At 67.8% G+C, this 21,351-nt stretch carries 19 protein-coding genes; 11 read left to right on the top strand and 8 right to left on the bottom strand.

Annotated features, from left to right (window positions below; translation table 11 throughout):
* Nucleotides 1-24: 24 nt before the first annotated feature.
* Together AB0L60_RS31185 and AB0L60_RS31180 are read left to right on the top strand one after the other, a co-directional pair.
* The gene (locus AB0L60_RS31185) at nucleotides 25-399 is read left to right on the top strand and encodes a cupin domain-containing protein (RefSeq protein ID WP_364621190.1); all 375 of its coding nucleotides are present in this window, start codon (nucleotides 25-27) and stop codon (nucleotides 397-399) included.
* Nucleotides 400-486: 87 nt separating this feature from the next.
* Complete coding sequence (locus tag AB0L60_RS31180) at nucleotides 487-1,353, top strand: thioesterase family protein (protein ID WP_364621187.1); 867 nt, start codon at nucleotides 487-489, stop codon at nucleotides 1,351-1,353.
* Here AB0L60_RS31180 and AB0L60_RS31175 read toward each other — a convergent pair.
* Entirely contained in the window at nucleotides 1,338-2,333 is a 996-nt protein-coding gene (locus AB0L60_RS31175) for a LysR family transcriptional regulator (protein WP_364621184.1), read from the bottom strand. The two genes, AB0L60_RS31180 and AB0L60_RS31175, sit on opposite strands and share 16 nt — an antisense overlap.
* A 61-nt stretch (nucleotides 2,334-2,394) precedes the next feature.
* Between AB0L60_RS31175 and AB0L60_RS31170 the strand changes: the two genes are divergently transcribed.
* Nucleotides 2,395-2,745 (top strand): DoxX family protein, encoded by a 351-nt coding sequence (locus tag AB0L60_RS31170; protein ID WP_364621181.1) that lies wholly within the window; start codon nucleotides 2,395-2,397, stop codon nucleotides 2,743-2,745.
* Between the two features lie 81 nt (nucleotides 2,746-2,826).
* Here the strand turns inward: AB0L60_RS31170 and AB0L60_RS31165 are convergent, their stop codons facing one another.
* Entirely contained in the window at nucleotides 2,827-3,603 is a 777-nt protein-coding gene (locus tag AB0L60_RS31165; protein WP_364621178.1) for an EI24 domain-containing protein, read from the bottom strand.
* Between the two features lie 109 nt (nucleotides 3,604-3,712).
* On the opposite strand from AB0L60_RS31165, the gene AB0L60_RS31160 reads away from it, so the two are divergent.
* Nucleotides 3,713-4,126, top strand: a complete 414-nt coding sequence (locus tag AB0L60_RS31160; RefSeq protein WP_364621175.1) for a nuclear transport factor 2 family protein — start codon at nucleotides 3,713-3,715, stop codon at nucleotides 4,124-4,126.
* A gap of 274 nt (nucleotides 4,127-4,400) precedes the next feature.
* Here the strand turns inward: AB0L60_RS31160 and AB0L60_RS31155 are convergent, their stop codons facing one another.
* Nucleotides 4,401-4,607 (bottom strand): cold-shock protein, encoded by a 207-nt coding sequence (locus AB0L60_RS31155; RefSeq protein ID WP_364621172.1) that lies wholly within the window; start codon nucleotides 4,605-4,607, stop codon nucleotides 4,401-4,403.
* Between the two features lie 245 nt (nucleotides 4,608-4,852).
* On the opposite strand from AB0L60_RS31155, the gene AB0L60_RS31150 reads away from it, so the two are divergent.
* Both AB0L60_RS31150 and AB0L60_RS31145 read left to right on the top strand, forming a co-directional pair.
* Nucleotides 4,853-5,725, top strand: a complete 873-nt coding sequence (locus AB0L60_RS31150; protein WP_364621169.1) for an SGNH/GDSL hydrolase family protein — start codon at nucleotides 4,853-4,855, stop codon at nucleotides 5,723-5,725.
* Between the two features lie 86 nt (nucleotides 5,726-5,811).
* Complete coding sequence (locus AB0L60_RS31145) at nucleotides 5,812-6,645, top strand: SAM-dependent methyltransferase (protein WP_364621166.1); 834 nt, start codon at nucleotides 5,812-5,814, stop codon at nucleotides 6,643-6,645.
* A 17-nt stretch (nucleotides 6,646-6,662) separates the two neighbouring features.
* Here the strand turns inward: AB0L60_RS31145 and AB0L60_RS31140 are convergent, their stop codons facing one another.
* Nucleotides 6,663-7,928, bottom strand: a complete 1,266-nt coding sequence (locus tag AB0L60_RS31140; RefSeq protein ID WP_364621163.1) for a helix-turn-helix domain-containing protein — start codon at nucleotides 7,926-7,928, stop codon at nucleotides 6,663-6,665.
* 272 nt (nucleotides 7,929-8,200) lie between these two features.
* Between AB0L60_RS31140 and AB0L60_RS31135 the strand changes: the two genes are divergently transcribed.
* Nucleotides 8,201-9,529 (top strand): cytochrome P450, encoded by a 1,329-nt coding sequence (locus tag AB0L60_RS31135; protein ID WP_364621160.1) that lies wholly within the window; start codon nucleotides 8,201-8,203, stop codon nucleotides 9,527-9,529.
* Between the two features lie 24 nt (nucleotides 9,530-9,553).
* Complete coding sequence (locus AB0L60_RS31130) at nucleotides 9,554-10,963, top strand: wax ester/triacylglycerol synthase family O-acyltransferase (RefSeq protein WP_364621157.1); 1,410 nt, start codon at nucleotides 9,554-9,556, stop codon at nucleotides 10,961-10,963.
* Nucleotides 10,964-11,064: 101 nt separating this feature from the next.
* Here AB0L60_RS31130 and AB0L60_RS31125 read toward each other — a convergent pair whose 3' ends face one another.
* Genes AB0L60_RS31125 through AB0L60_RS31110 form a run of 4 tightly spaced genes read right to left on the bottom strand, consistent with a single transcriptional unit; the run spans nucleotide 11,065 to nucleotide 15,756 of the window.
* Nucleotides 11,065-12,087 carry an NAD-dependent epimerase/dehydratase family protein gene (locus tag AB0L60_RS31125; protein WP_364621155.1) on the bottom strand — a complete coding sequence of 341 codons (1,023 nt, stop codon included), beginning with the start codon at nucleotides 12,085-12,087 and terminating at the stop codon, nucleotides 11,065-11,067.
* Entirely contained in the window at nucleotides 12,084-13,832 is a 1,749-nt protein-coding gene (locus AB0L60_RS31120; protein WP_364621152.1) for a fatty acid CoA ligase family protein, read from the bottom strand. The genes AB0L60_RS31125 and AB0L60_RS31120 overlap by 4 nt, the downstream gene beginning before the upstream one ends.
* Entirely contained in the window at nucleotides 13,799-14,719 is a 921-nt protein-coding gene (locus AB0L60_RS31115; RefSeq protein WP_364621149.1) for a hypothetical protein, read from the bottom strand. Before AB0L60_RS31115 ends, AB0L60_RS31120 begins: the two co-directional genes overlap by 34 nt.
* A complete protein-coding gene (locus tag AB0L60_RS31110) occupies nucleotides 14,716-15,756 on the bottom strand; it encodes a 3-oxoacyl-[acyl-carrier-protein] synthase III C-terminal domain-containing protein (RefSeq protein ID WP_354834250.1) in 1,041 nt (346 codons plus the stop codon). Before AB0L60_RS31110 ends, AB0L60_RS31115 begins: the two co-directional genes overlap by 4 nt.
* 392 nt (nucleotides 15,757-16,148) lie before the next feature.
* Between AB0L60_RS31110 and AB0L60_RS31105 the strand changes: the two genes are divergently transcribed.
* The 3 genes from AB0L60_RS31105 to AB0L60_RS31095 are packed head-to-tail and all read left to right on the top strand — an operon-like array spanning nucleotide 16,149 to nucleotide 21,241.
* Entirely contained in the window at nucleotides 16,149-17,522 is a 1,374-nt protein-coding gene (locus AB0L60_RS31105; protein ID WP_364621145.1) for a cytochrome P450, read from the top strand.
* A gap of 2 nt (nucleotides 17,523-17,524) precedes the next feature.
* Entirely contained in the window at nucleotides 17,525-19,717 is a 2,193-nt protein-coding gene (locus AB0L60_RS31100; RefSeq protein ID WP_364621142.1) for an MMPL family transporter, read from the top strand.
* 48 nt (nucleotides 19,718-19,765) lie between these two features.
* Nucleotides 19,766-21,241 carry an NAD(P)/FAD-dependent oxidoreductase gene (locus AB0L60_RS31095; protein ID WP_364621139.1) on the top strand — a complete coding sequence of 492 codons (1,476 nt, stop codon included), beginning with the start codon at nucleotides 19,766-19,768 and terminating at the stop codon, nucleotides 21,239-21,241.
* Nucleotides 21,242-21,351 lie beyond the last annotated feature (110 nt).

Genomic DNA, 21,351 nt, shown 5'->3' with positions numbered 1-21,351 from the left:
GTAGCTTGACCAAAGGAGATGGCAATGCCCGTAATCCACGCCGTCGACGCCCAGTCCCACGAAATGCACGGCTCCCGCTTCACCCCGCTGGTCCGCCCCAGCTCCGGCAGTAGCGAACTGTGCCTGTGGCGGCTGGAGGTCGCGCCCGGCACCCGGGGTGTCCCGCACCGCGTGCACCGCGAGGAGGCGTTCGTCCTGCTCGCCGGATCGATCACCCTGACCATCGACGGCGAGGCCGCGCGGCTGGCGCCCGGTGACGCGGCGGTGGCGCCGGCCGGATCCACCATCCGCCTGGACAATCCGGATGACCGGACCGCCGAGGTGCTCGTCAACGCGCCCGTCGGTTTCACCGGCGAGCTGCTCGACGGCACCGTCGTCAACCCGCCGTGGGTGAACTGATCACCCGCTGATCGGGACGTGGGTCTTCCCTCCCGTTTCTGCAACGTGTTCTAATTCGGGAGCTCATCAACCGGTAGGGGAGGCACCATGGCCGCGTTCTTCACCCATGAGAACGGTCGCTTCACGGCGACCCGGATGGCGGTCAGCGCCTGGTCCTCGGGGCAACTCGCGGGCACCGCCGTCTGCGGCCTGCTGGCCCACGAACTCGAAACGCACCGCCCCGGACCCGATTTCGTGCCCGCTCGCTTCACCGTCGACCTGTTCAGTCCGGTCCTGAACGAGCCCATCGAACTGCGCAGCTCGATCGTCCGCGACGGCAATCGAATCCGGGTGGCCGACGCCGCCATCGTCCAGCACGATCGCGTGCGTGCCCGCGCCACCGTGCAATTCCTGGTCGCCACCGCCGAGCCGCCGGGCCGGATCTGGCAGCCCGCCCGGGACCTCCCCGCCCCCGCGACCCGGCTCGACGGCCCCGAGGGCAGCCCGCCGCTGTTCAAGTCCGGATCCTTCGACTGGACCCACGATTTCGCCTCCGGCGTCAATCCGCACCGGAAGGCGGCCTGGAACAACGTCCCGTCCCTCATCGAGGGCGTGCCCATCACCCCGTTCGAGCGCGCGGCCTTCGTGAGTGACTCCACCAACCTCGTCTGCAACTGGGGCACCGAGGGCGTCGGCTACATCAACACCGATGTCACCATGACGCTGTCCCGGCTTCCCCAGGGGGTGGAACTGGGTCTCCAGGCCCGAGACCACATCTCCTCGAACGGCATTGCCGTCTCCACGGCGACGCTGTACGACCGCAGTGGCGAGCTCGGCGTCTGCACCATCACCGCACTGTCCAATGCCCGCCGTCAGGTCGATATGGCCGCCTTCGCCGAAGCTCAGGCATTCCCCGCCTCCGCCAACCGACAGTCCGGGTCGATGTGCGTTGGCGCACGTCAGCGCTCGAAATGAGCCGACCGACTCCGGTCACGGCGGTCGGTGGTGTCTCGAGCGCTGGAATCGGTATCGCCGCAGGCCTTGGAGTGGGTGCTCGCGGGCGGCGTCTGCCGGTGATCGAGGCAGCTGCGGACGAAGTCCTGCACGACCGGATCGGTGTCCGCCCCGGGCCGCCAGGCCACGCCGGCCCGGCTTGGGCTCACGCCGCTGACCGGGCGGTAGACGATGCCGGGACGCGTGTAGAAGCGTGCCGCGGATTCGGGCGCGAGGGCGATCCCGTCACCGTTGGCGATGCAGATCAGCCAATCGTCGGGGTGTTCGGTGACCGCGCCGACCCGCACCGGATGCCCGTCGCGCTCGTCGGCCGCCAGCCAATAGTCGTGCCACGCACCGGTTTCCGGCGGGGCCGCCACGAACGGCTCATCCCACAGGTCACTGAACGGGATCACTTCGCGGGTGGCGAGCGGGTGCGAGGCGGATAGCGCGACCCAACGCGGTTCGGTCAGCAGCAACTCCACCCGGAACTGCTCCTGACCGGGAAATGGCAATCGCAGCAACGCGACATCGACCTCCCCGGCGGCCAGCCCGGCAGTCGGGTTCGACCAGGCCGCCTGGCGCATCTCGATACGCCACTCCGGCCGGCGGCGGACGAAATCCGCGATGATGAGCTGCGTGGCCTCATTGGCCCCGCCGGCGATGAACCCGACCCGCAGCACGCGCGCCGCCGCGCTCGCGGCGCTCATCGTCTCGGTCAGCGCCCGATCCCAGCTGGTCAGTACCTCCGGCACCCACTGCGCGAGCGCCCGCCCCGGTTCCGTCAGTGCCATACCGGATTTCGACCGCGTGAACAGCCGCACCCCGAGCTGGTTCTCCAACTGCTTGATCTGTTTGGTCAGCGCCGGCTGTGACACGAACAATCCCTCCGCCGCGCGGGTCAGATTCCCTTCCCGGGCCACCGCCGCGAAATACCTCAGCAATCGCGTGTCCACATCCATGCCATCAGGTTATAGATGCAGGTATTGGACGTGGAGAGTCGCGGTCGGCCAGCATCGTTGGGTGTCCATCGCCTACCTGGTAATCACCCTCGTCACGATCGCAATCAACGGCGGAATGGCCATCGCCGACTTCGCCCGGGCCAAGTTCGTCCTGGCCAACTCGGCCGAGGTGAACTTCCCCTCGTCCTGGATCCCCGTAGCCGGCACCGCGAAGGCCGCCGGCGCCCTCGGCCTCCTACTCGGCCTCTTCGGCGCCCGCCCCCTCGGCATCGTCGCCGCTCTCGGCCTGGTCCTCTACTTCATCGCCGCAATCGTCGTCCACATCCGCGCCCGGGTGCTCCACAACATCGCTTTCCCCGCAATGTACTTCGCCTTCGCCGCAGCATCCCTGACCTTCGCCCTCGCCCGGTAAACGCTATCCCGAGCCCAGCGTTGTGCAGCCGGCTCCCGAGTCAGGTTCGAACGCCTGAGCGGCCGCCGCTAGCCGGTTCGCTCAGGCGTCAGCGTGGTCTTCCGCGAGGCGGTTCGGTTCGTGCAGTAGTTCGCGGGTCAGGAGAGTGGCGCCCGCGACGGCACCCGGCATGAGGAATACCGCGACCAGCGGCACCAGAAAGGCCAGCCCGAGGGGCACGCCGAAGCCCCATGCCAAGCCTTTGCGGGCGCGCAGCAGAGCCAGCTGCTCGCGCAGGTGAAGCGTGCGTCGCTGGAGTGCGACCGAGGTCAGCTCCTGCGTGAGGAAGAATCCGGTGACGAACACCGCGACAACCGGAATCACGGTCTGGCCGACGACGGGGACGAACCCCAGCACGAACAACAGCACAGCCCACACCATGGCCCGCACCAGAATTCGAACACTGTCCCGAACCGACACCCACAACTCCCGCCACCAGGAAAGCCCAGACTCCGGCGCGATCCCATCCGGCGAGACCGACCGATCCACCCGCTGTGAAATCACGTCATAAAACGGCGCCCCGATCACCAAGGTCACAGCGGTGAACGTGAGCACCGCCGCAAGCACCGCAAGCGCAATCAGAGCGATGTCCAACGCCCCGCGAAACAACCCCGCCCAAGGGCTCGGCCAGTGATCGGCGAACGGCGTCACCGTCTCCGTCAGATCTCCGCCCCACGTGACCACCGCAATCAACGCGCCCACATACAAGATCAACGTCACAAGCGCCGGCACGATCCCGAACCCGAACTCCCGCGGCCGCCGACCCACCCACCGCTGCCCCCGCACAAAGTATGTGAATCCAACCCCGAAGTCGCGCATCCCCGAACGATACTGGCGCCCGCCCAACTGTCTCCGGCCATCGCCGCGGCGACTACGAATCACTCCCCGGAGCGATCAATGGACGAAGCACCGCGAGAGGAGACCTGGAATGCCCGACTCCAACGATCTGATGGCGGTAGTGCGCCAGTATGTCGACGCTTTCAACAACGGTGACGAGAAGGCAATGGCGGCAGCATGCGCTGACCCGATGCAGATTCTCGACGGAATGCCGCCGCACGTTTGGCAGGGGCCGACAGCGGCAGAGGATTGGTGGAGGGCCGCGCTTCGCGAGGCTGAGCATGTCGGGGCTTCCGGCTACCACATCGATCTCGGTGAGCCACGGCATGTCGATGTCACGGGCGACTACGGGTACGTCGTCGTTCCAGTGACCTTCTCGTACACCCTTCAGGGTGAGCCGGTCACGCAAACCGGCGCGGTCTTCACTGCGGCACTCGGCAAGCTCGGCACCGACTGGCGCTTGACGGCGTGGGCCTGGGCAAAAGGCACCCACGCGGCTCAATGATGAGCGTTCCGCCGGATCCCGGTACCGAGATTCCATGCATGCGCTGTTGCGTGCCGAACACGCTGCGCCACAGCACGTTCGCAACATGCACGCAGAGAACCGCGCCCGGTCGTATCCGGTGCTACGTCCGAGTTGAGTTCCTCCACGTCGTCCAAACACTGTGTAGGCCTTTGGTCACCTGGGCCGGGGGCTTGCTTCGTGTTCGGGCGTACGCGATGAGGTCGGGGCGACCTCGAACGCACCGTTGCCGGCCGTGTCCGCGGTCGAGAACGTACTAACCCTGCACGACGACGTTTTCCGCCTGCGGGCCCTTTGCTCCCTGCACCACGTCGTACTCGACGCGGTCGTTTTCCTGCAACGTTTTGTAACCGGTCGACTGGATCGCGCTGAAGTGGACGAATACGTCCGGTCCACCCTCGTCCTGCGTGATGAACCCGAATCCTTTGTCGGCGTTGAAGAACTTCACAGTGCCTGTTGCCATTGATGCCGCTCCCTTCCGATCGGACGAGTGGACCGCTCGAGCCTACCGGCCAGATTGTCTCTCTATTGGCCGGACACGGCGAACGAGGGCCCTTCGTTTCGTCGCAGACCGCCGTTCATGGGTTTGCGGCCCGGGGGCCGCCGCCCGACCGCGGATAACGATTCGGTCGCTTGACCTATTGGCTGTCAGGTCATCTCGTACCGTCTGTGGCTATTCGCCCGAGCTCGACCGCGAGGACCTATATCGTGAATCTGAAGTACTGCCTGTCCACTGTTGCGATCGTCGCCGCCGGGACCCTCGTCAGTATCGCGCCCGCTAGCGCCGACGCCGGCACCAAGTATGTGGCGCTGGGGGATTCGTACGCGGCGGGAGTCGGGATCTCCACCATCCTCGACAAGACCTGCTCACGCTCCGATCGCAACTACGCTCACCTGTTCGCGGCGGCGCGCGGTTACAGCCTCACCGATGTCACGTGTGGCGGCGCGACGACCGACTCGGTGACCAGCACCCAGCTCTCGGCCGTCACCGCCGACACCAATCTGGTCACCCTGGGCGTCGGCGGCAACGACATCGGCTTCACCGGCATCGTGAAGGACTGTGTGACGGCGGGAACCCTCGGCACGGGATCCGGGACGGGCAGCGCCGTATTCCAAAATCTCGGGACGGGAATCGCCAGCGGTAGTGCCGAGGCGCTGCTGGGGTGCAAGAACAAGTACGACGCCTCGATGCCGACCCGGCTGTCGCAGGTCTCGGCCAAGGTCGCGAAACTGGTGTCCGACATCAAGACCCGAGCCCCGCAGGCGCGGGTCGTCCTGGTCGGTTACCCGCACATCCTGCCCGACAACGCGGCCCTGTGCGCCGGGCGGCAGCCGGTGCTGCCCGCCGATGTCGACTGGGCGCGTGACACCGTCGTCGGCGGATTGAACACCATGCTGCGTTCCCAGGCCGGCACCGAGTACTTCAGCACCTACGAGATCTACAACGGTCACGATGTCTGCGAGGCGATCCCGGACCGCTGGGTCAACGGCACCTCGGTCGACAATGGCGAAGGCGCGCAATTCCATCCGAATCAGTACGGGCACGCGGCGACCGCGCAGAAGATGGCGGCCACGCTCTGAGTAATTCGAGCAGACCCAGGTCAGGGCGGTGAGCTCGGATTTACGATGATCGAGGTCGAGGATTGGACGCATCGAGGGGAGCGGGGATGTCCGGGGCGGCAGCTGATTACCCGAGCGCGATACCGGTCGGAGTGGACGCCACGCGCGCCAGCATCGCCCGTGTCTACGATGCGGCGCTGAACGGCAAGGACAATTTCGAGGTCGATCGCCTGGTCTTGGATCAGGTCCGCACAGTGGCCCCCGGCGTCGCCGAATTGGCCTGGGCCAACCGGGATTTCCTGATCCGTGTGTGCCGCTTCCTGGCCAAGGAGGCGGGCATCGACCAGTATCTGGATCTGGGCTCGGGCCTGCCCACCACCGAGAACACCCATCAGGTGGTGCAGCGCGTCAAGCCGGATTCGAGGGTCGTCTATGTGGACAACGACCCCATGGTGCTGGCTCACGCCCACGCCCTGCTGGTCGGCAGTCCGAACACCTCCATCGTCACTGCCGACATCTTCCGGCCGTTCGAGGTGTTGAAACATCCCGAGGTCCGCGACGAACTCGACTTCACCCGCCCCCTGGCGATGTTCCAGATCGGGACGCTGCACCACTATCCGTCCGACGATGCGGCCGCCCTCATGCGCACCTACATCGACGCGCTGCCATCGGGTTCCTATGTCGCGATCGCCCATTTCTGCGATCCGGAGGCCGACGAGTACAGCGATCTGGCCCGCAAGATGGAGGAGAAGTTCGTCCACAGCCCGATGGGCTCCGGCCGCTTCCGCACCCGCGCCCAGATCCAGGCCCTGTTCGGTGACCTGCAGATGATCGACCCGGGTCTGGTGCTCTGCGACGACTGGTGGCCCGACGGCCCCCGCTTGACCCCCCTGAACGCCGTGCGGCACTGCATCGTCGGCGGTGTCGGCTTCAAACGCTAGCCGGTTCGCGCATTTCGTCACATGGCAGCTCCGTCACCGGGATCCGGAACAACGGGAGCCGGGTAGAGGTGGTGGATGGTGAGGGCGGCGGCGAGCAGCCGGGAATCGTTGGGGTCGCTGGGATCCAGGCCGGTCAGTTCGGCGACCCGGCGGAGCCGGTAGCTGAAGGTGTTGGGGTGGACGTGAACCACCGCGGCGGCGGCCTTGCGGTCGGCGGAGCCGTGCCGGATGTGGGCGTCGAGGGTTTCGAAGAGGTGGGGGTGGCGCAGGATCGGGGCGATGCGTTCGGCCAGGCGGTCTCGGGCGGGGCCGGGGCGGGTGAGCTGGTATTCGAGCAGGAGGTCGTCGAGGCGATAGACGCCGGTGGAGCGGCCCAGCAGGCGGGCGAGTTCGGCCAGGTCGGTGCTCTGCCGCGCCGCGCCGGGCAGATCGGCGCGCGCGACGCCCGGACAGTCGGCGATGAAGACGTCGACGCCGAACTGGTCGGCCAGGCCCGCCGCCAAGCGCGCGAGGGGACTTTCGCCGACTTCGGAGAGCGGACGAGATCTGCTGGGCAGCAACGCGATTCCGTTCGAGCCGTCGAAGGTATTGAGGACCGTCGTCCCGAGCAGTGCGTCGAGGGCCTGCTGGAACTGCCGGATCCGGCGGCGGGTGACCATGGTGTCGGCCACCATGACCAGCGGGTCGGGGCGCAGGTGGAAGGTGAGGACGTCGTAGCGGTCCGCCAGCGCCATGTCGGCGCGGGCCGCCAGCTCCTCGACCGGCGCGCCACGCAGCAGGGCCGAGCAGAGGGCGCGGCGCGCCTCGCGTTCGACCGTGTAGATGGACTGCTCGACGTCGGAGTGCACCTCGGAGATGGTGATGGTGATGTGCGTGAGCACCTCGAGCACCCGCTGACCGATCGCCACGATATCGGGCAACTCGTGCGGCTCCGCGGTCGCGGCAACCTCGTCCCAGAGATAGCGGGCGCCGCCGAACAGGCCGGTCATGAGCTGACGCACGGGGATTCGGTCCTCGGCGTGCCGCTCCACCACCGGGACGACGTACTCCGCGACCTCTTCGGCGGTGATCACGCGCCGCTCCTCGATGGCCCGGATGAACGCCACCGTCCCGGCCAGCAAGCTGGGCATGACATCGGCGAAGTGGTCCTCGGGCAGGTTCTCGAGGCCGGGCACCGCGCCCAGTGCGGCTTCGAAGATACCGGCGGCAATCTCCGGGAGCCGCGGCAACAGGCGGGCCAGGACGGGCGAGTCATCACCCAGTGGGGGAACGAGGGCGAGCATCTGCCGATTGTCACCAAGAACAGACTCGAGCACCAAGGAGTGTGTGCGAAATACCAATCGGCACAGCATCATCCCTGGTCGCCATGACACCAAACGGTTGCTTGGCAAGGGGTGCAGTCACTTTCATTCGATTCCAGGTCAATTGGTTTCGCGATACTAAATTGCACCGCATTCTTTGTCTCCGAATGCAAAGCGGTTCTTCATCTTTCGCATTCGAGCCAATTCGCGGTTAGGCTCCTGTAGTGTCCCTCTCGACTTCTCGAATGGTGTCAGTGGACGATCTACCGGGGCCCAGAGGATGGCCACTGGTCGGCAATCTCCCGCAATTGACACCCTCCCTGCTGCATCGCCAATTCGACTCCTGGAGCGACGAATACGGGGCGTTGTACCGGGTCAGCATGCCCGGTCGGCGGATCGTGGTGGTGAGCGATCCCGAACTCAATCGGGAGATCCTGCGGGACCGCCCCGCCGGCTTCCGGCGGCAGTCCGCCATCGAGTCGGTCATGGACGACATGGGCTCCAACGGCCTGTTCTCCCTGGAGGGCGAGGCATGGCGGCGGCGGCGCAAGCTGGCCATGCCCGCCTTCAACGCGACTCACCTGCGCGGCTTCCAACCCACCCTGGAGACCATTACCGAACGCCTGCGCCGGCGCTGGGAACGCCGGTCCCCGGAGGATGTGCGCGCCGAATTGACCCGCTACACGGTCGATGTCACCGCCAAACTGACCTTCGACTACGACATCAACACCATCGAAGAATCCGGCGACGTCATTCAGCGCCATTTGGAGCTGATCTTCCCCATCCTGAATCGCCGGCTCGCCATGCCGTTCCCCTACTGGCGCTATGTGAAGCTGCCCGACGATCGGGCCCTCGAACGCGCGTTGGCGGCCCTGCGGCAGGATCTCACCGCCGTCATCGCCCGCGCCCGCGCGAATCTCCCAGAGCGACCCACGAATTTCATCGAGGCGTTGCTGCTGGCGCAGGACGGCCGCGGCTCCTTCACCGATGACGAGCTGTTCGCGGAAGCGCTCACGATCCTCATCGCGGGCCAGGACACCACCAGCAATGCCATGGCCTGGCTGCTCTACCACCTGGCCGGAAAACCCGAAGTGCAGCAGCGGATTCGGGAGGAGATCGCCGAGATCCCGTCGGTGCTGGACCGGCAGCCCTACCTGGAGGCGGTCGCGGCCGAATCCATGCGACTGCAGCCCACCACGCCCCTCATCGGCATGGAAGCGATCGTCGACCGGACCATCGCCGGGGTGCACATCCCGGCGGGAACCTGGGTCATCGTCAATGTCCAGCACGCTGGCCTGCAGGCGGAGAACTTCAGCGAGCCGCACGTTTTCGATCCCGATCGCTGGCTGAACGAGGGCCCCGGCAATCACCGGCCCGACGCCTCCACCCCGTTCGGCTCCGGCCCCCGCTTCTGCCCGGGCCGCGGCCTGGCAATGCTGGAGGTCAAGAGCGTCACCGGCATGGTGTGCCGCAACTTCGACATCGCGCTGCCGGTGAACAGCGAACCACCGAGGGACCGTTTCCATTTCGCTGTCATCCCGACCGGAATGCGGCTGGATATCACACCCCGGTCGGCCCACTGAGTCCCGAGCACGAAAGGATCGCGCATGGCCATCAAGCGGCTGTCGGCCACCGACGGCGTCTGGCTGTCCCTCGAATCACCCGATATGCCCATGCATGTCGCATTCCTGCTGGAGTTCACCGTCCCGGACGGGGATGCGGCCCGCTTCGTCCGGCGCTGGCGCGCACAGGTCGTCGCCCCGATCGCGGTGCCGCAGCCGTGGAATCTGGTGCCGGTCAGCGGTCCGCTGACCCGCCTGGTGGCCCTCATGCGCGAGGCCGCCGAGGTCGATCCGGCCGACCACATCCGGACCTGGCAGCTGAACCGGCCCGGTGACCGCCGCGAACTCGTCGAGCTGGCCGCCCGCATCCACCGCGAACAACTCGACGCGACCCGGCCGCAGTGGGAGATGCACCTGGTCGAGGGCCTGTCGCCGGACCGCTTCGCCCTCATTCTCAAGGTGCATCACAGCCTGTTCGACGGCGCGTCGCTGATGCGGTTGTTCACCGACACCTTCTCCACGGATCCGGCCGACCGGGACACACCGAACCTGTTCACCGTCGGCCGCGTGAATCCGGATGCGCCGCAGCGGGTTCCGTCCGCGAGTCGGTTGCGGACCCTGCTCGTGACGCTGCGGGGCGTGCTCGAACTGGTGCGCGGCATCGGCGCGGCGGGCCGCGACGCCCTGCGCCGCGCCCGCGGCCGGACCGCGGCGCAGCGGGCCTACCAGCAGCCGGCGTCCATCTTCGACGGGCCGATCACCGGCCGCCGGGACCTGTCCCTGCGCCGCTATGACCTGGGCCGGTTCAAGAGGCTGGCCAAGGCCGCCGACTGCACGATCAACGACATCGTGCTGTATCTGGTCGGTACGGCCCTGCGCGACTACCTGACCGAACATGCGGAGCTCCCCGCACGCCCGCTCACCGCCGGAGTCCCCGTGGACCTGCGGGAAGGCGACGACGACCGGGTGGGTACCCGCGCGGGCATGATGTTCACCGCGCTGGGTACCGATATCGCCGACCCTGCCGAGCGCCTGGCTGCGGTCCGCGCGGCCATCCGCGCCGCGAAGCAGGAGATGGCGGGTCTCCCGGCCGATACGGTCATCGGCTACGGTCTGGCCGTCACCCTGCCGTGGATCATGGGACTGACCTGGGGTCGCACCAACACTCCGGCCTCGCATCCGATGGGCATCTCCAATGTTCCCGGACCGCGAAATCCGTTGTACTGGAACGGTGCCCGGCTGGAGTCGCTGTACCCGATCTCGCTGCTCATGCACGGCAACCCGTTCAATGTCACCTGTGTGGGCTACCTCGACGCGCTGCACTTCGGCGTGCTGGGGGCGGCCGACAAGCTGCCGGCCATGGAGTACCTGACCGACGGTTTGGACGCCGCGCTCGACGAGCTGACCGCGCTGCTGTTGCCTGCGGAGGAACGCGCCCTGCCGTCTGCGGGGTGAGACGAAACGACAACGCTCCCGGTTCATTCCGGACCGGGAGCGTTGCGCTGTCCTGGTGTGAGCAGACCAGGACAGTAGAGGGAATCAGGACGGCAGGGAAATCAGGACGGCAGGGCGGACAGTCCGCCGATCGATTCCGCCCACGCCACATAGCGATCCAGCCCCTCGCGCAGGGAAATCGTGGGGGCATAGCCGAAATCGCGCCGAGCCGCGCCGGTGTCGTAGGTGCTCGACACCGTGAGCGCCGCGACCGTCCAGCTGGACAGCGGGGGCGCGACGCGCGACTGCAGCCCGGGGATCTTCCAGACCGTGTCGAAGACCGCGATGATGCCGTCCAGCACCGGTTTCGGAATGGTCCGGGTCGGCGGTGCCAGGTCGAAGGCCCTCGCCAGGTCGCGGGCGAAGCCCCACAGGTCGACGTCCTCGGCGTCGGCCAGGAAATAGGGGTTCCCGGCCACCGCGTCGGACCGCGACGCCTGCACGCACGCGCGAGCGGCATGCTCGCAGTAGGTGATCGACACCAGCACCGGTTTGCCGCCCGACAGATCGGGCAGGCGGCCGGAGCGAATCTTGTTCAGCAGCAGCGTCATCCAGCCGCCCGAGCGCGGCCCCCAGATCATCCGCGGACGCAGCGCGCAGGTGGCGAAGTCGGGCCCGTTCGCCGCCAGCACCTCGCGCTCGGCAATCGCCTTGGTCTCGACGTAGTAGCTCTTCGGGTTGCGCACATAGGGTTCGGACTCGTCGATGCCGAACCGCTCGCGATCGTATTCGGTGGCCACACTCGGGCTGCTGACGAAGACGAAACGGCCCGTGCCGGCGCGCCGCGCGGCATCCATGAGCCGCCGGGTGCCCTCGACATTGGCCTCCCAGAACTGGTCGCGGTGGCCGGTCTCGGCCACCCGGCCGGCGCTGTGGTGCACCACGTCCACGCCCTTGCAGGCCGCGGTGAGCGACTCCGGGTCGCCGAGGTCGCCGTGCACGATCTCGACCTCGGGCAGCGAGCGCAGATAGCCGAGATCAGCGGTGGGGCGGGCGAGTACGCGCACCTGGTCGCCCGCGGCCAGGGCCTGGTCGACGATGTGGCTGCCGAGGAATCCGGTGCCGCCGGTGACGAGGACCTTCATCGCTGTTTTCCTTCACTGTCGTAGCCGAGGCGGGCGCCGGCCCACTCCGACAGCACCTCGCGGCCGATCTTGGCGTTGTGCCGAATGTCGACCGGGAAGCCGTCGTGCCGCAGGAAGGTGCGGATCGGCGCGGTGATCTCGTGGGACTCGGCCAGTCGCCGCAATTCCCGTTCGATGCGGGGGCCCGCGCCGCGATCGACGCCCGCGCGCGGCTCGTAGCAGAGCACCGGCACCTGTGCACCGACCCGGCCGACGCCGACCAGCGCGGTGCGGTGGACATCCGGGTGGGTATTGAAGATCTGTTCGCACTGCACGGTGAACAGGTCCCCGGCGCTGGTGCGTACCCGCTGGGAGATGCGGCCGCAGAACCACAGTCGGCCGTCGGTGTCCCGCCAGGCGAGGTCGCCGATGCGGTGCCAGCGGCGCAGCGTGCCGTCGGGTAGCCGTTCGTCGATCTTGGCGCGCGCATCGGCGGCCGGGTTGTCGTGGTAGCGCTGACTGACCTGCGGTCCGGCGGCGACGATCTCACCGATCTCGCCCGGCGCGACCTCCAAATCGTCTGTCCAGAACGGTATTTCGTCATCGGTGATGCGAATGATCCGCACGCGGGTATCACTGTCGGACTCCGGCAGTGCCCGTCCCACGCAGGTGCCGGCCCCGTCCCGGGTCCGCTCCCGCAGCGTTTCCAGCTCCGACCACTCCAGGGTGCTCAGCGGAAGCGCCTCGGTCGCACCGTAGGTGGTGAAGACCCGGGCCCGCGGTCCGAGCGCGTCGCGCACCGCGACCAGCGCCTCCAGGTTCGCGGGCGCACCCATCGAAATGACCGTGGTGAGGCTGGGCAACTCGCTTCCGGTCCGGTCCAGATAGGCGCCGAGGGGGCCCAGCAGGGCGGGCGAGGCGGTCAGATCGGTGATCCGGAAGGCGCGGGCCACCTCGACCAGCAGCGCGGGATCGGCCTGCGACACCTTCACCGGATCCACCGGCCCGAGCACCACGTGCGCGCCCTGCATCAGATCGAACAGCCCGAACAGCGGCACCGTCGCCAGTGAGACGAAACCGTCCGCGCGATCGTGCAGATCGGTGACCACCCGCAGCGAGGCGGCGAAGCCCGCGCGGGTGAACTCCACCCCTTTGGCGGGGCCCGTGCTGCCGGTGGTGAACGCGATCATCAGCAGATCTCCGGGCGCGTGGGCGACCGCGACCGGCTCGCCCGCGCGGCCGCGCTCGGCCAGCTGCGCCAGTGTGTAACCGCCCCAATAGGAGCGAGCGCCCGCCGTGACGTGCACGCGCACCGAGCGGAAGGTGCGACGCGCGGCGATCCGGATCAGGTGGGCCTCCGGAACGCCGATGAACGCCTGTGCGCCGACACTGCGGAAGCAGTGCAGCATGCGATTCACGCCCATGCCCGGGTCCACCACCACCGGCACCGCGCCCACCCGGAACAGCGCGAAGATCACCGCGAACAGATCCGGATCGGGCCGGACCATCACAATCGTCTTGACGCCCTTGGTGATTCCGATCTCGGTGAAGGACCGCGCGTAGGCGTCGATCCGCTCGCCGAGGTCGGCGAAGGTCAGCGCGTCGAAGGCGGCGTTGACGCCGACGCCGCCCGCGCCGCCCAGCGGCCGGGTCCGATAGCTGACGGCGGGCAAACCGGCGTACTTCTCGATCTGTCGCGCCAGCAGCAGATCCGGATCGTCGAGTACCGGATTCACGCGGCCCCTTCCACCCGGTAGCTCACGCATCCGGCCATCGGACCCGAACCCGCCGCCAGGAATACCAGCTCGGCGCCCGGCGTGAGCGCTCCCTGCTCCCGAAGTTGGTGGTAGGCGATGGCCAGGCCCGAGCTTCCGGCGTCGCGGTCGCCGGTCATCGCCTGGTAGCCGCGGGCGAATCCGAATTCCTCCGCGAGGGCGCTCGCGAGTCCCGGCACCGGGTTATTGGTGACCAGAACGGTATTGCCCGTGTCGATTTCGGGCTGATCGGCCAGATAGCCGCGCAGCGTGTCGGCTGCCGTCGCGGTGATCACCGTGTCGTAGTCCGGTGCAACCTCGACCGTAATCGTCTGCTGCCCATCGTTTCCCATGGCCTTCAGGTCCAGATATCCGGCGACGCCAGGATTCGCGCCTGCCGCCCGGTCGCGCACCGGGGAAATACGTAGCGGGCCGAAACCCGTCTCGCGATCCACCCCCTTGCTCAGCAACCAGGCCGAGCCGACGGTCGCGTACCGGAAGTCGTTCGGCCGGTGCGTGATTCCGCCCGGGTGCGCATCACTGCCGACGACCAGCACCCGTTGCGCGGTGCCATTGGCCAGCAGCGCGGTCGCGGCGTGCACGGCGTTCAGCACCCCGCACGCGCCATTGCGCAGGTCGAACGAGAAGGTGGAGCGGCCCGATCCCGCCTCGTAGTCCAGGTGCATGCGCAGCCCGAGTTGGATGAGCGCGGAGTTCGCGGGCTCGACGACATTGCCGTCCCGGTAGACGCCGACATTGACCAGCACGTCGATATCGCCGGGCTCGATTCCGGCCCGCTCCAGGCATTCCCGGCCCGCGGCCACGGCATGGTCGATGGATCCCGCGGTGGCCGGGGCGGCGCTGATCGCGGATTGTTCGATGACAACAGACATGCTCATCCCACCAGAGAATCGAGAGTGGCCGACATGACGCCGAAGATCATTCCGGAGGCGGTCGGCACCACGCAGATCTTGGAACCCTTCGGTATTTCGCCGCGCGATATGTAGTCGTATATCGCGAGGAAATGCGTGCTGGCACCCGTATTCGCGTATTTGTGCACGGTCGCCAGCCGCGGCGGCATTTCCGCCTCGTGGATCTTGGCGCCGGATTCGGCCAGCTTCTCGGTGAAGGCCACCCCGAGTTGATGAAAGACGATGAAATCGAACTTCTCATCGGCGAAGGTGGTGCCGCGCTTGACGAGCCGATCGCGGTGCAGTTTCGCCCAGGTTTCTCGGCGCGGCGCCGCCTGCATGGTCATATTGTCGGTCAGCATGATCATGTTCTCGGAGGCGTCGCTGGGCTTGGCGATACACAGCGGCGAGAACTCGGCGCAGGTGATCATGTCCACGTAGTGGATGCGGTCGTGTTCGTCCTCGGCACGGTCCACGATCACCGCGACGGCGGCGTCGGCCAGGGTGAGCGCCGGGAACTGCAGATCGCGCGCGTCCTTCGCCTCGGCGAGTGCGCCCTCGGTGACCGGGGAGATGATCTCCGCCGTCACCACCATGCCGGTGCGCACCAGGCCGGCGCGAATCATGTTCTCCAGCAGGTAGATCGCGGTCATGGTGCCACCGCAGGCATTGACGACGTCGTAGCCCATGGCATGGTCCGCACCGATCCGGCGGGCGATCTCGTGGGCGGCGGCGGGCTCGAACACCATGTGGAATCCATCGTGCACCGTGGTGCCGGCGCTGATGATCACGTCGAGGTCGGTGGCCTCGTACCGCGAGCGCGCCAGGCAGTCCTGCGCGGCGCGGGCGCCGAGCGAGAGGCTGTCCTCGCCCGCGGACCGGTCCACCATGCGCCGGGTGCGGATTCCGGTGATCCGCTCGACTTCGAATTGCCCGCCGCTCGACATTCGGGCCAGTACTTCGTCGGTGGTGTATTCGCGCTGGGGGAGAGCGGCTCCCAGCGCACCGAGGCGCGCGGCACTCACAATGGTGACTCCCGATCGTAATGGGATGGATGGAACTGGCGAGTGGGCCGTCCCTGTGAATCGAACGAGGCGAACAGTGGCTCGGTTCGGATTCCACGGACGCTAGAGACGAGCGCCATACGGTGTCAAGGAGACTCGGTCCCGAGAGCGACAGACATCACCCGGAGGCGGTGTCATATCGAATGCCACTGCTCCCGGAGAACCAATAATGACAATGGATTTTGGCTCCGGAGACAAAGACGAAAGTCCGGTTGCGACGGCATCGAATTCCTGGTTACTCTGGCCGAGACCGGCACCCTTCCGGCAATCGACAGTCGGGCCATCGCCCGCAATTACCAAGAGTCCGCGCGTCGTCGCGCGATCCGGCCCGCCAGATTTGGAGCACCTTCGCGATGACATCCACCGCCACCGTTACGCCGATCGCGCATCGCGCGGCGCCCATCGCGCCCGGTGCGATCCCGCTGCTCGGCCACTGGCCGCGGTTCGGCCGCCGGCCCTACCGATTCCTGTCCACGCTCTCGTCGGTGGGACCGGTTGTGCGCGTGCGGATTCCCGGCTACGACACCTATGTCGTCACCGATCCCGAGCTGGTCCGCGAGGCGTTCGTGGCGCTGTCGGACCAGGGGCTGATGATCGAACGCGCCGAGGCGCTGCTCGGTGAGGGCGTGACCGTGCTCCAGAGCCAGCGGCATCGGCGCGAACGGCGCATGATCGCACCCGCCTTCGCGAAGTCCCGGATCGCGCGCTACGCGGCGGTCATGACACGGCTCGGGGCGGAGCGCGCCGCGTCCTGGCGCAACGGTGATTTCCTCGCGGTCAACGAGCAGATGCACGACCTGGCGCTGCGCACCGTGGCCGGATCGCTGTTCACCGGCGAACTCGGTTCCGAGACGGCCGAACACATCCACCGCCTGCTGCCGCCGGTCATGACCCTGCTCTCCCGGCGTGTCACCCGGCCCGCCTGGATCGACCGGCTGCCGCTGCCCGGCAATCGCCGGTTCGACCGCCTGGTGGTGGAGATGAAGGCGGCCACCGGCACCATCATCGCCGCGTACCGCGCCGAACTCGCCGCGGATCCGGACCTCGATCACGGTGATCTGCTCGACACGCTGCTCAAGGCCCGCGACGAATCCGGGGGTGCGCTCACCGACTCCCAGGTGCACGACGAGCTGATCAACTTCCTGGTCGGCGGCACCGAGGCCATCGGGGCGACGCTGGCCTGGGTGTTCCACGAGCTCGGGCAGAATCCCGAGGTGGAGGCCGCGCTGCACGCCGAGGTGGACGCCGTGTTGCGCACGCAGGGGGACCCGCGGGCCGCGGAGTTCGGCGACCTGGCCGAGCTCGAGCTCACCAAGCGCATTGTGCTCGAGACGCTGCGCAAGTATTCGCCGTGGCTGACGGTCCGGCACGTTTCTACCCCGTACACCCTCGGAGATATCGAAATCCCGGGTGGCAGTATGCTTTTCGTCTGCCCGGTGGCAGTGCACCGAGATCCCGCCGTGCATCCCGATCCGCAGCGTTTCGATCCGGACCGGTGGCTGCCCGAGCGGATGGCGGACATGTCCAAGGGCGCGCACATCCCGTTCGGCATGGGCGCCCGGCAGTGCCCCGGAAACGTGTTCGCGCTCACCGAGATCGCCCTGCAGGTGGCGACCATCTGCGCGCGCTGGCGGCTGCGGCCGGTGCCGGGTATTCCGGTGCGGGAGACTGTGATCGGCGCGCTGGTGCATCCGGAGAAGCTGCTCATGCGGGCGGAGGCGCGCTGACCGTGGTGCGATTCGTAGTGCGCAGGCATCGTGCGGTGCTGGTCGTCGCCGGGGTGCTGGCGGTGCTCGCCGGACTGGCGAGCACCACGCTGTTCGGCAAGCTGCAGGGTGGCGGATACTTCGACCCGAGTGCGGAATCCAGCACGGCCGCCGATGCGCTGCGGGACCACTTCGGGCAGGGCGCGCCGAACCTGGTGTTGCTCGTGGACGCCGGCAGGACCATCGATGATGCCGAATCCACGCATGCCGCAACGGAACTTGTGCGGCGTCTGCAGGCCGAGTCCGATGTCTCCGGGGTGATGTCGTACTGGACCTCGGGGCACCTGCCCGCGCTGCGCGACAAGACCGGCCGTCAGGGCCTCATCGTCGCGACGATCATGGGCGATGAGATGCGGATCGACCACCGGATCGCCGATCTGGCACCGGAATTCGGCGGTACGCACGACGGGATCGAGGTCCGGGTCGGCGGGTACGCCATGATGCTGCACGAAACCGTGCGGCAGGGACAGCGGGACGTGGCCGCCGGTGAGGCCGTGGCGTTTCCGCTGACCCTTTTCGCGCTGCTCGTGGTCTTCGGGACCGTGGTGGGCGCGGCGCTACCGCTCATCACCGGAACCGTCACCACCATGCTCACCATGGGTGTGCTCTGGCTGCTGGCCGAGTTCACCGAATTGTCCTCCACCGCGACCAATGTGGCCTCACTGCTCGGGCTGGGCCTGGCGATCGACTACAGCCTGCTGATCGTCAATCGGTATCGCGAGGAGCTCGCCACGGCCGCCGATCCGCGCGCGGCGCTGATCACGACCATGGGGTCCGCGGGGCGGACCGTGGCCTTCTCCGCGCTGACCGTGGCCGTCGCGCTGTCGTCCATGCTGATCTTCCCGCTGCTGGCGGTGCGGTCGATCGGGTATGCCGGGATCGCCGTGGCGCTCACCGCCGCCGTGGTCTCGCTGACGGTCTTGCCGGCGATTCTGCTGGTGGCGGGCGATCGCATCGACAGGTTCCGGATCGGCCGGAAACGGGTGTCCGGCAGCGACTCCCGCGCGCTGGACCAGGGCTTCTGGCATCGGCTCGCGACAATGGTCATGCGGCGGCCGATTCCGGTCGCCACCGTCACGGTGGCGTTGCTGCTCGCCCTGGGGCTGCCGTTCCTGCGCTTCCACCCCGGTTTTCCCGACTATCGGTCCATGCCGGCGGGGTCGTCCGCGCGGCAGGTGGCCGAGACGGTACAGCGCGATTTCGACGCGCCCGAACTCAGCGGACTGTTCGTGGTGCTGCCGGACAGCAAGACCGGGGTCGCCGACTACGCCGTGGCGCTGTCGTCGCTCGATGATGTCGCACGCGTGGATACCGCGACGGGCAGCTACATCAGGGGCGCGCTCGCGATACCCGCCACCGCCGCCCATCATCGGTTCGAAACCGGCGATGCCGCTTACCTTTCCGTCGTGCCCACCACCACGGACCCGAGGACGGTGGACGCCGTCATCCGCGCCGTCCGCGCCACCCCTGCACCGTCGCGGGCGCTGGTCGGCGGGGTGGACGCGGCCAATATGGACGCCATCCACGCGCTGACCACGCGAGCGCCCTTCGCGCTCGGCTTCGTGGTGATCGCCATGGCGCTGCTGCTGTTCCTGCTGACCGGCAGCGTGCTGGTGCCGGTGCTGGCGCTGATCCTGAGCGCGCTGAGCCTGACCGCCACCTTCGGCGCACTGGTGTGGATCTTCCAGGAGGGCAGGCTGTCCGGGCTGCTCGGGTTCACCCCCACGGGCGACCTGTCGGCGGTGGTGCCGGTCATGCTGTTCGCCGTCGCCTTCGGGCTGGCCATGGACTATCAGGTCTTCCTGCTGGCCCGCATCCGTGAGGAGTACGAGAACACCGGGGACGCAACGGCTTCGGTCGCGATCGGGCTGGAGCGGATCGGCCGCATCGTCACCGCGGCCGCGGTCCTCATCTCCATCGTGTTCCTGGGCTTCCTCGCCTCCGACATCACCTTCATGAAGGCATTCGGCATCGGGCTGCCGCTGGCGGTGCTGGCCGACGCCACCGTGGTGCGCGGATTCCTGCTCCCGGCGGCGCTGCGCCTGGGCGGGCGCTGGACCTGGTGGGCTCCGCGACCACTGCGCCGCTTGCACACCCGATTCGGGCTGCGCGAAAGCAGCACCGCGCCTCCCGAAGTCGCGGCCGTCTCCGCCTGACGATTCGCCGCCCGTCCCTACTTCTCATTCACGAACCGAGGTGCCCGCATGCCCGAGTCCTCCTCCGGCCCCGACCATTACGACGTTGCCATCATCGGCACCGGATTCAGCGGTCTGGCTGTGGCGATCAATCTCCGCCGTCTCGGCATGGACAACTTCGTCCTGCTGGAGCGGGCCGACGCCATCGGTGGCACCTGGCGGGACAATGTCTATCCCGGATGCGCGGTCGATGTGCCCTCGGTGCTGTATTCGTATTCGTTCGCACCGAATACGGAGTGGACGCGCTTCTACGCGCCCCAGCCCGAGCTGCGCGCATACACCGAGTCGGTGGTGGATCGCTTCGACCTGCGACGGCACGTGCAGCTGAACAGCGAAGTGGCCGCCGCGGATTTCGACGAAGCCGCCGCGGAATGGGTGATCCGGCTGAGCGACGGCCGGACGGTGCGGGCACGTGCCGTCGTCATGGGGTACTTCTCACTGCACACCGCCGCGATCCCCGACATCCCGGGCCGCACCGAATTCACCGGACCGCAAATGCATTCGAGCGCCTGGGATCGGGACTTCGAGCCGGCCGGCAAGCGCATCGCCGTGGTCGGTGCGGGCGCGAGCGCCGTGCAGATCGTGCCCGCCCTGGCGCGCACCGCCGGAGGGGTGGTGTCCTTCCAGCGCACCGCCGCCTGGGTGCTGCCCCGCGGCGATCGCCCGATCCCGCCGGCGGTGCGGACCCTGTTCCGCCACATCCCACCGCTGCGACTCGCCGCCCGCGGCTTCGTCTTCGCCTTCCTGGAGGCGCTGCACTTCGCCGAGTTCCATCCCCGCCTGGTGCGACTCTACGAGCGAATCTGCCTGGCCGCCTTGCGGCATCAGGTTCCCGATCCCGAGGTTCGCCGAAAGCTGGTCCCCGACTACCGCTTCGGCTGCAAGCGCCCGATGGTGTCCGACGAGTACTACGCCGCCTTCGCCCGGCCCACCGTCGACCTCGTCACCGAGAAGATCATCGAGATCACCCCCACCGGCCTGCGCACCGCCGACGGCGCGCACCACGAAGTCGACGCCATCGTGTGGGCCACCGGCTTCCACGTCCAGGACTCCATCGCCCGCTTCCCCGACTTCCGCACCGAAACCACGTCCACTCGAAAGAAATTCACCGAGGACGGCTTCACGGCCTACCGCGGCATAGCCTTCGCCGGCCTCCCCAACCTCTTCGCCGTCACCGGCCCCAACACCGCCCTGCCCCACACCTCCCAATTCCTGGCCATCGAACCCACCGCCCGCCTCATAGCGCGCACCATCACCCACATGCACACCCAAGCCGTCCCCCGCTACACGCCTGCGCAAGCCGCCGAACGCGCCTGGGCATCCCGCGCCCGCACTCTCCTCAGCACCCGAATCTGGTCCACCGGCGGTTGCACCAGCTACTTCGTAGACCCCGAAGGCACCAACACCCTCACCTACCCGGGCGGCACCTGGACCCTCCGCCGCGACCGGCGCCACCTCCGCCTCGAGGACTGGCAACACGACTGAGCATGACCACGCTCACCCCGGTGAGACTCCCTATCAGCCTGCCCCAGAACAGAATCTCGCGCAGCGGGCGACGATCTGGGGCAGCGAGCAGGCAGACATCTGTGGCGGTT

The sequence above is a fragment of the Nocardia sp. NPDC051981 genome (assembly GCF_040680715.1).
Taxonomy (GTDB): Bacteria; Actinomycetota; Actinomycetes; order Mycobacteriales; family Mycobacteriaceae; genus Nocardia.
Note: the sequence above shows the minus strand (reverse complement) of the source record. Positions and strands in the feature narration are given on the sequence as shown.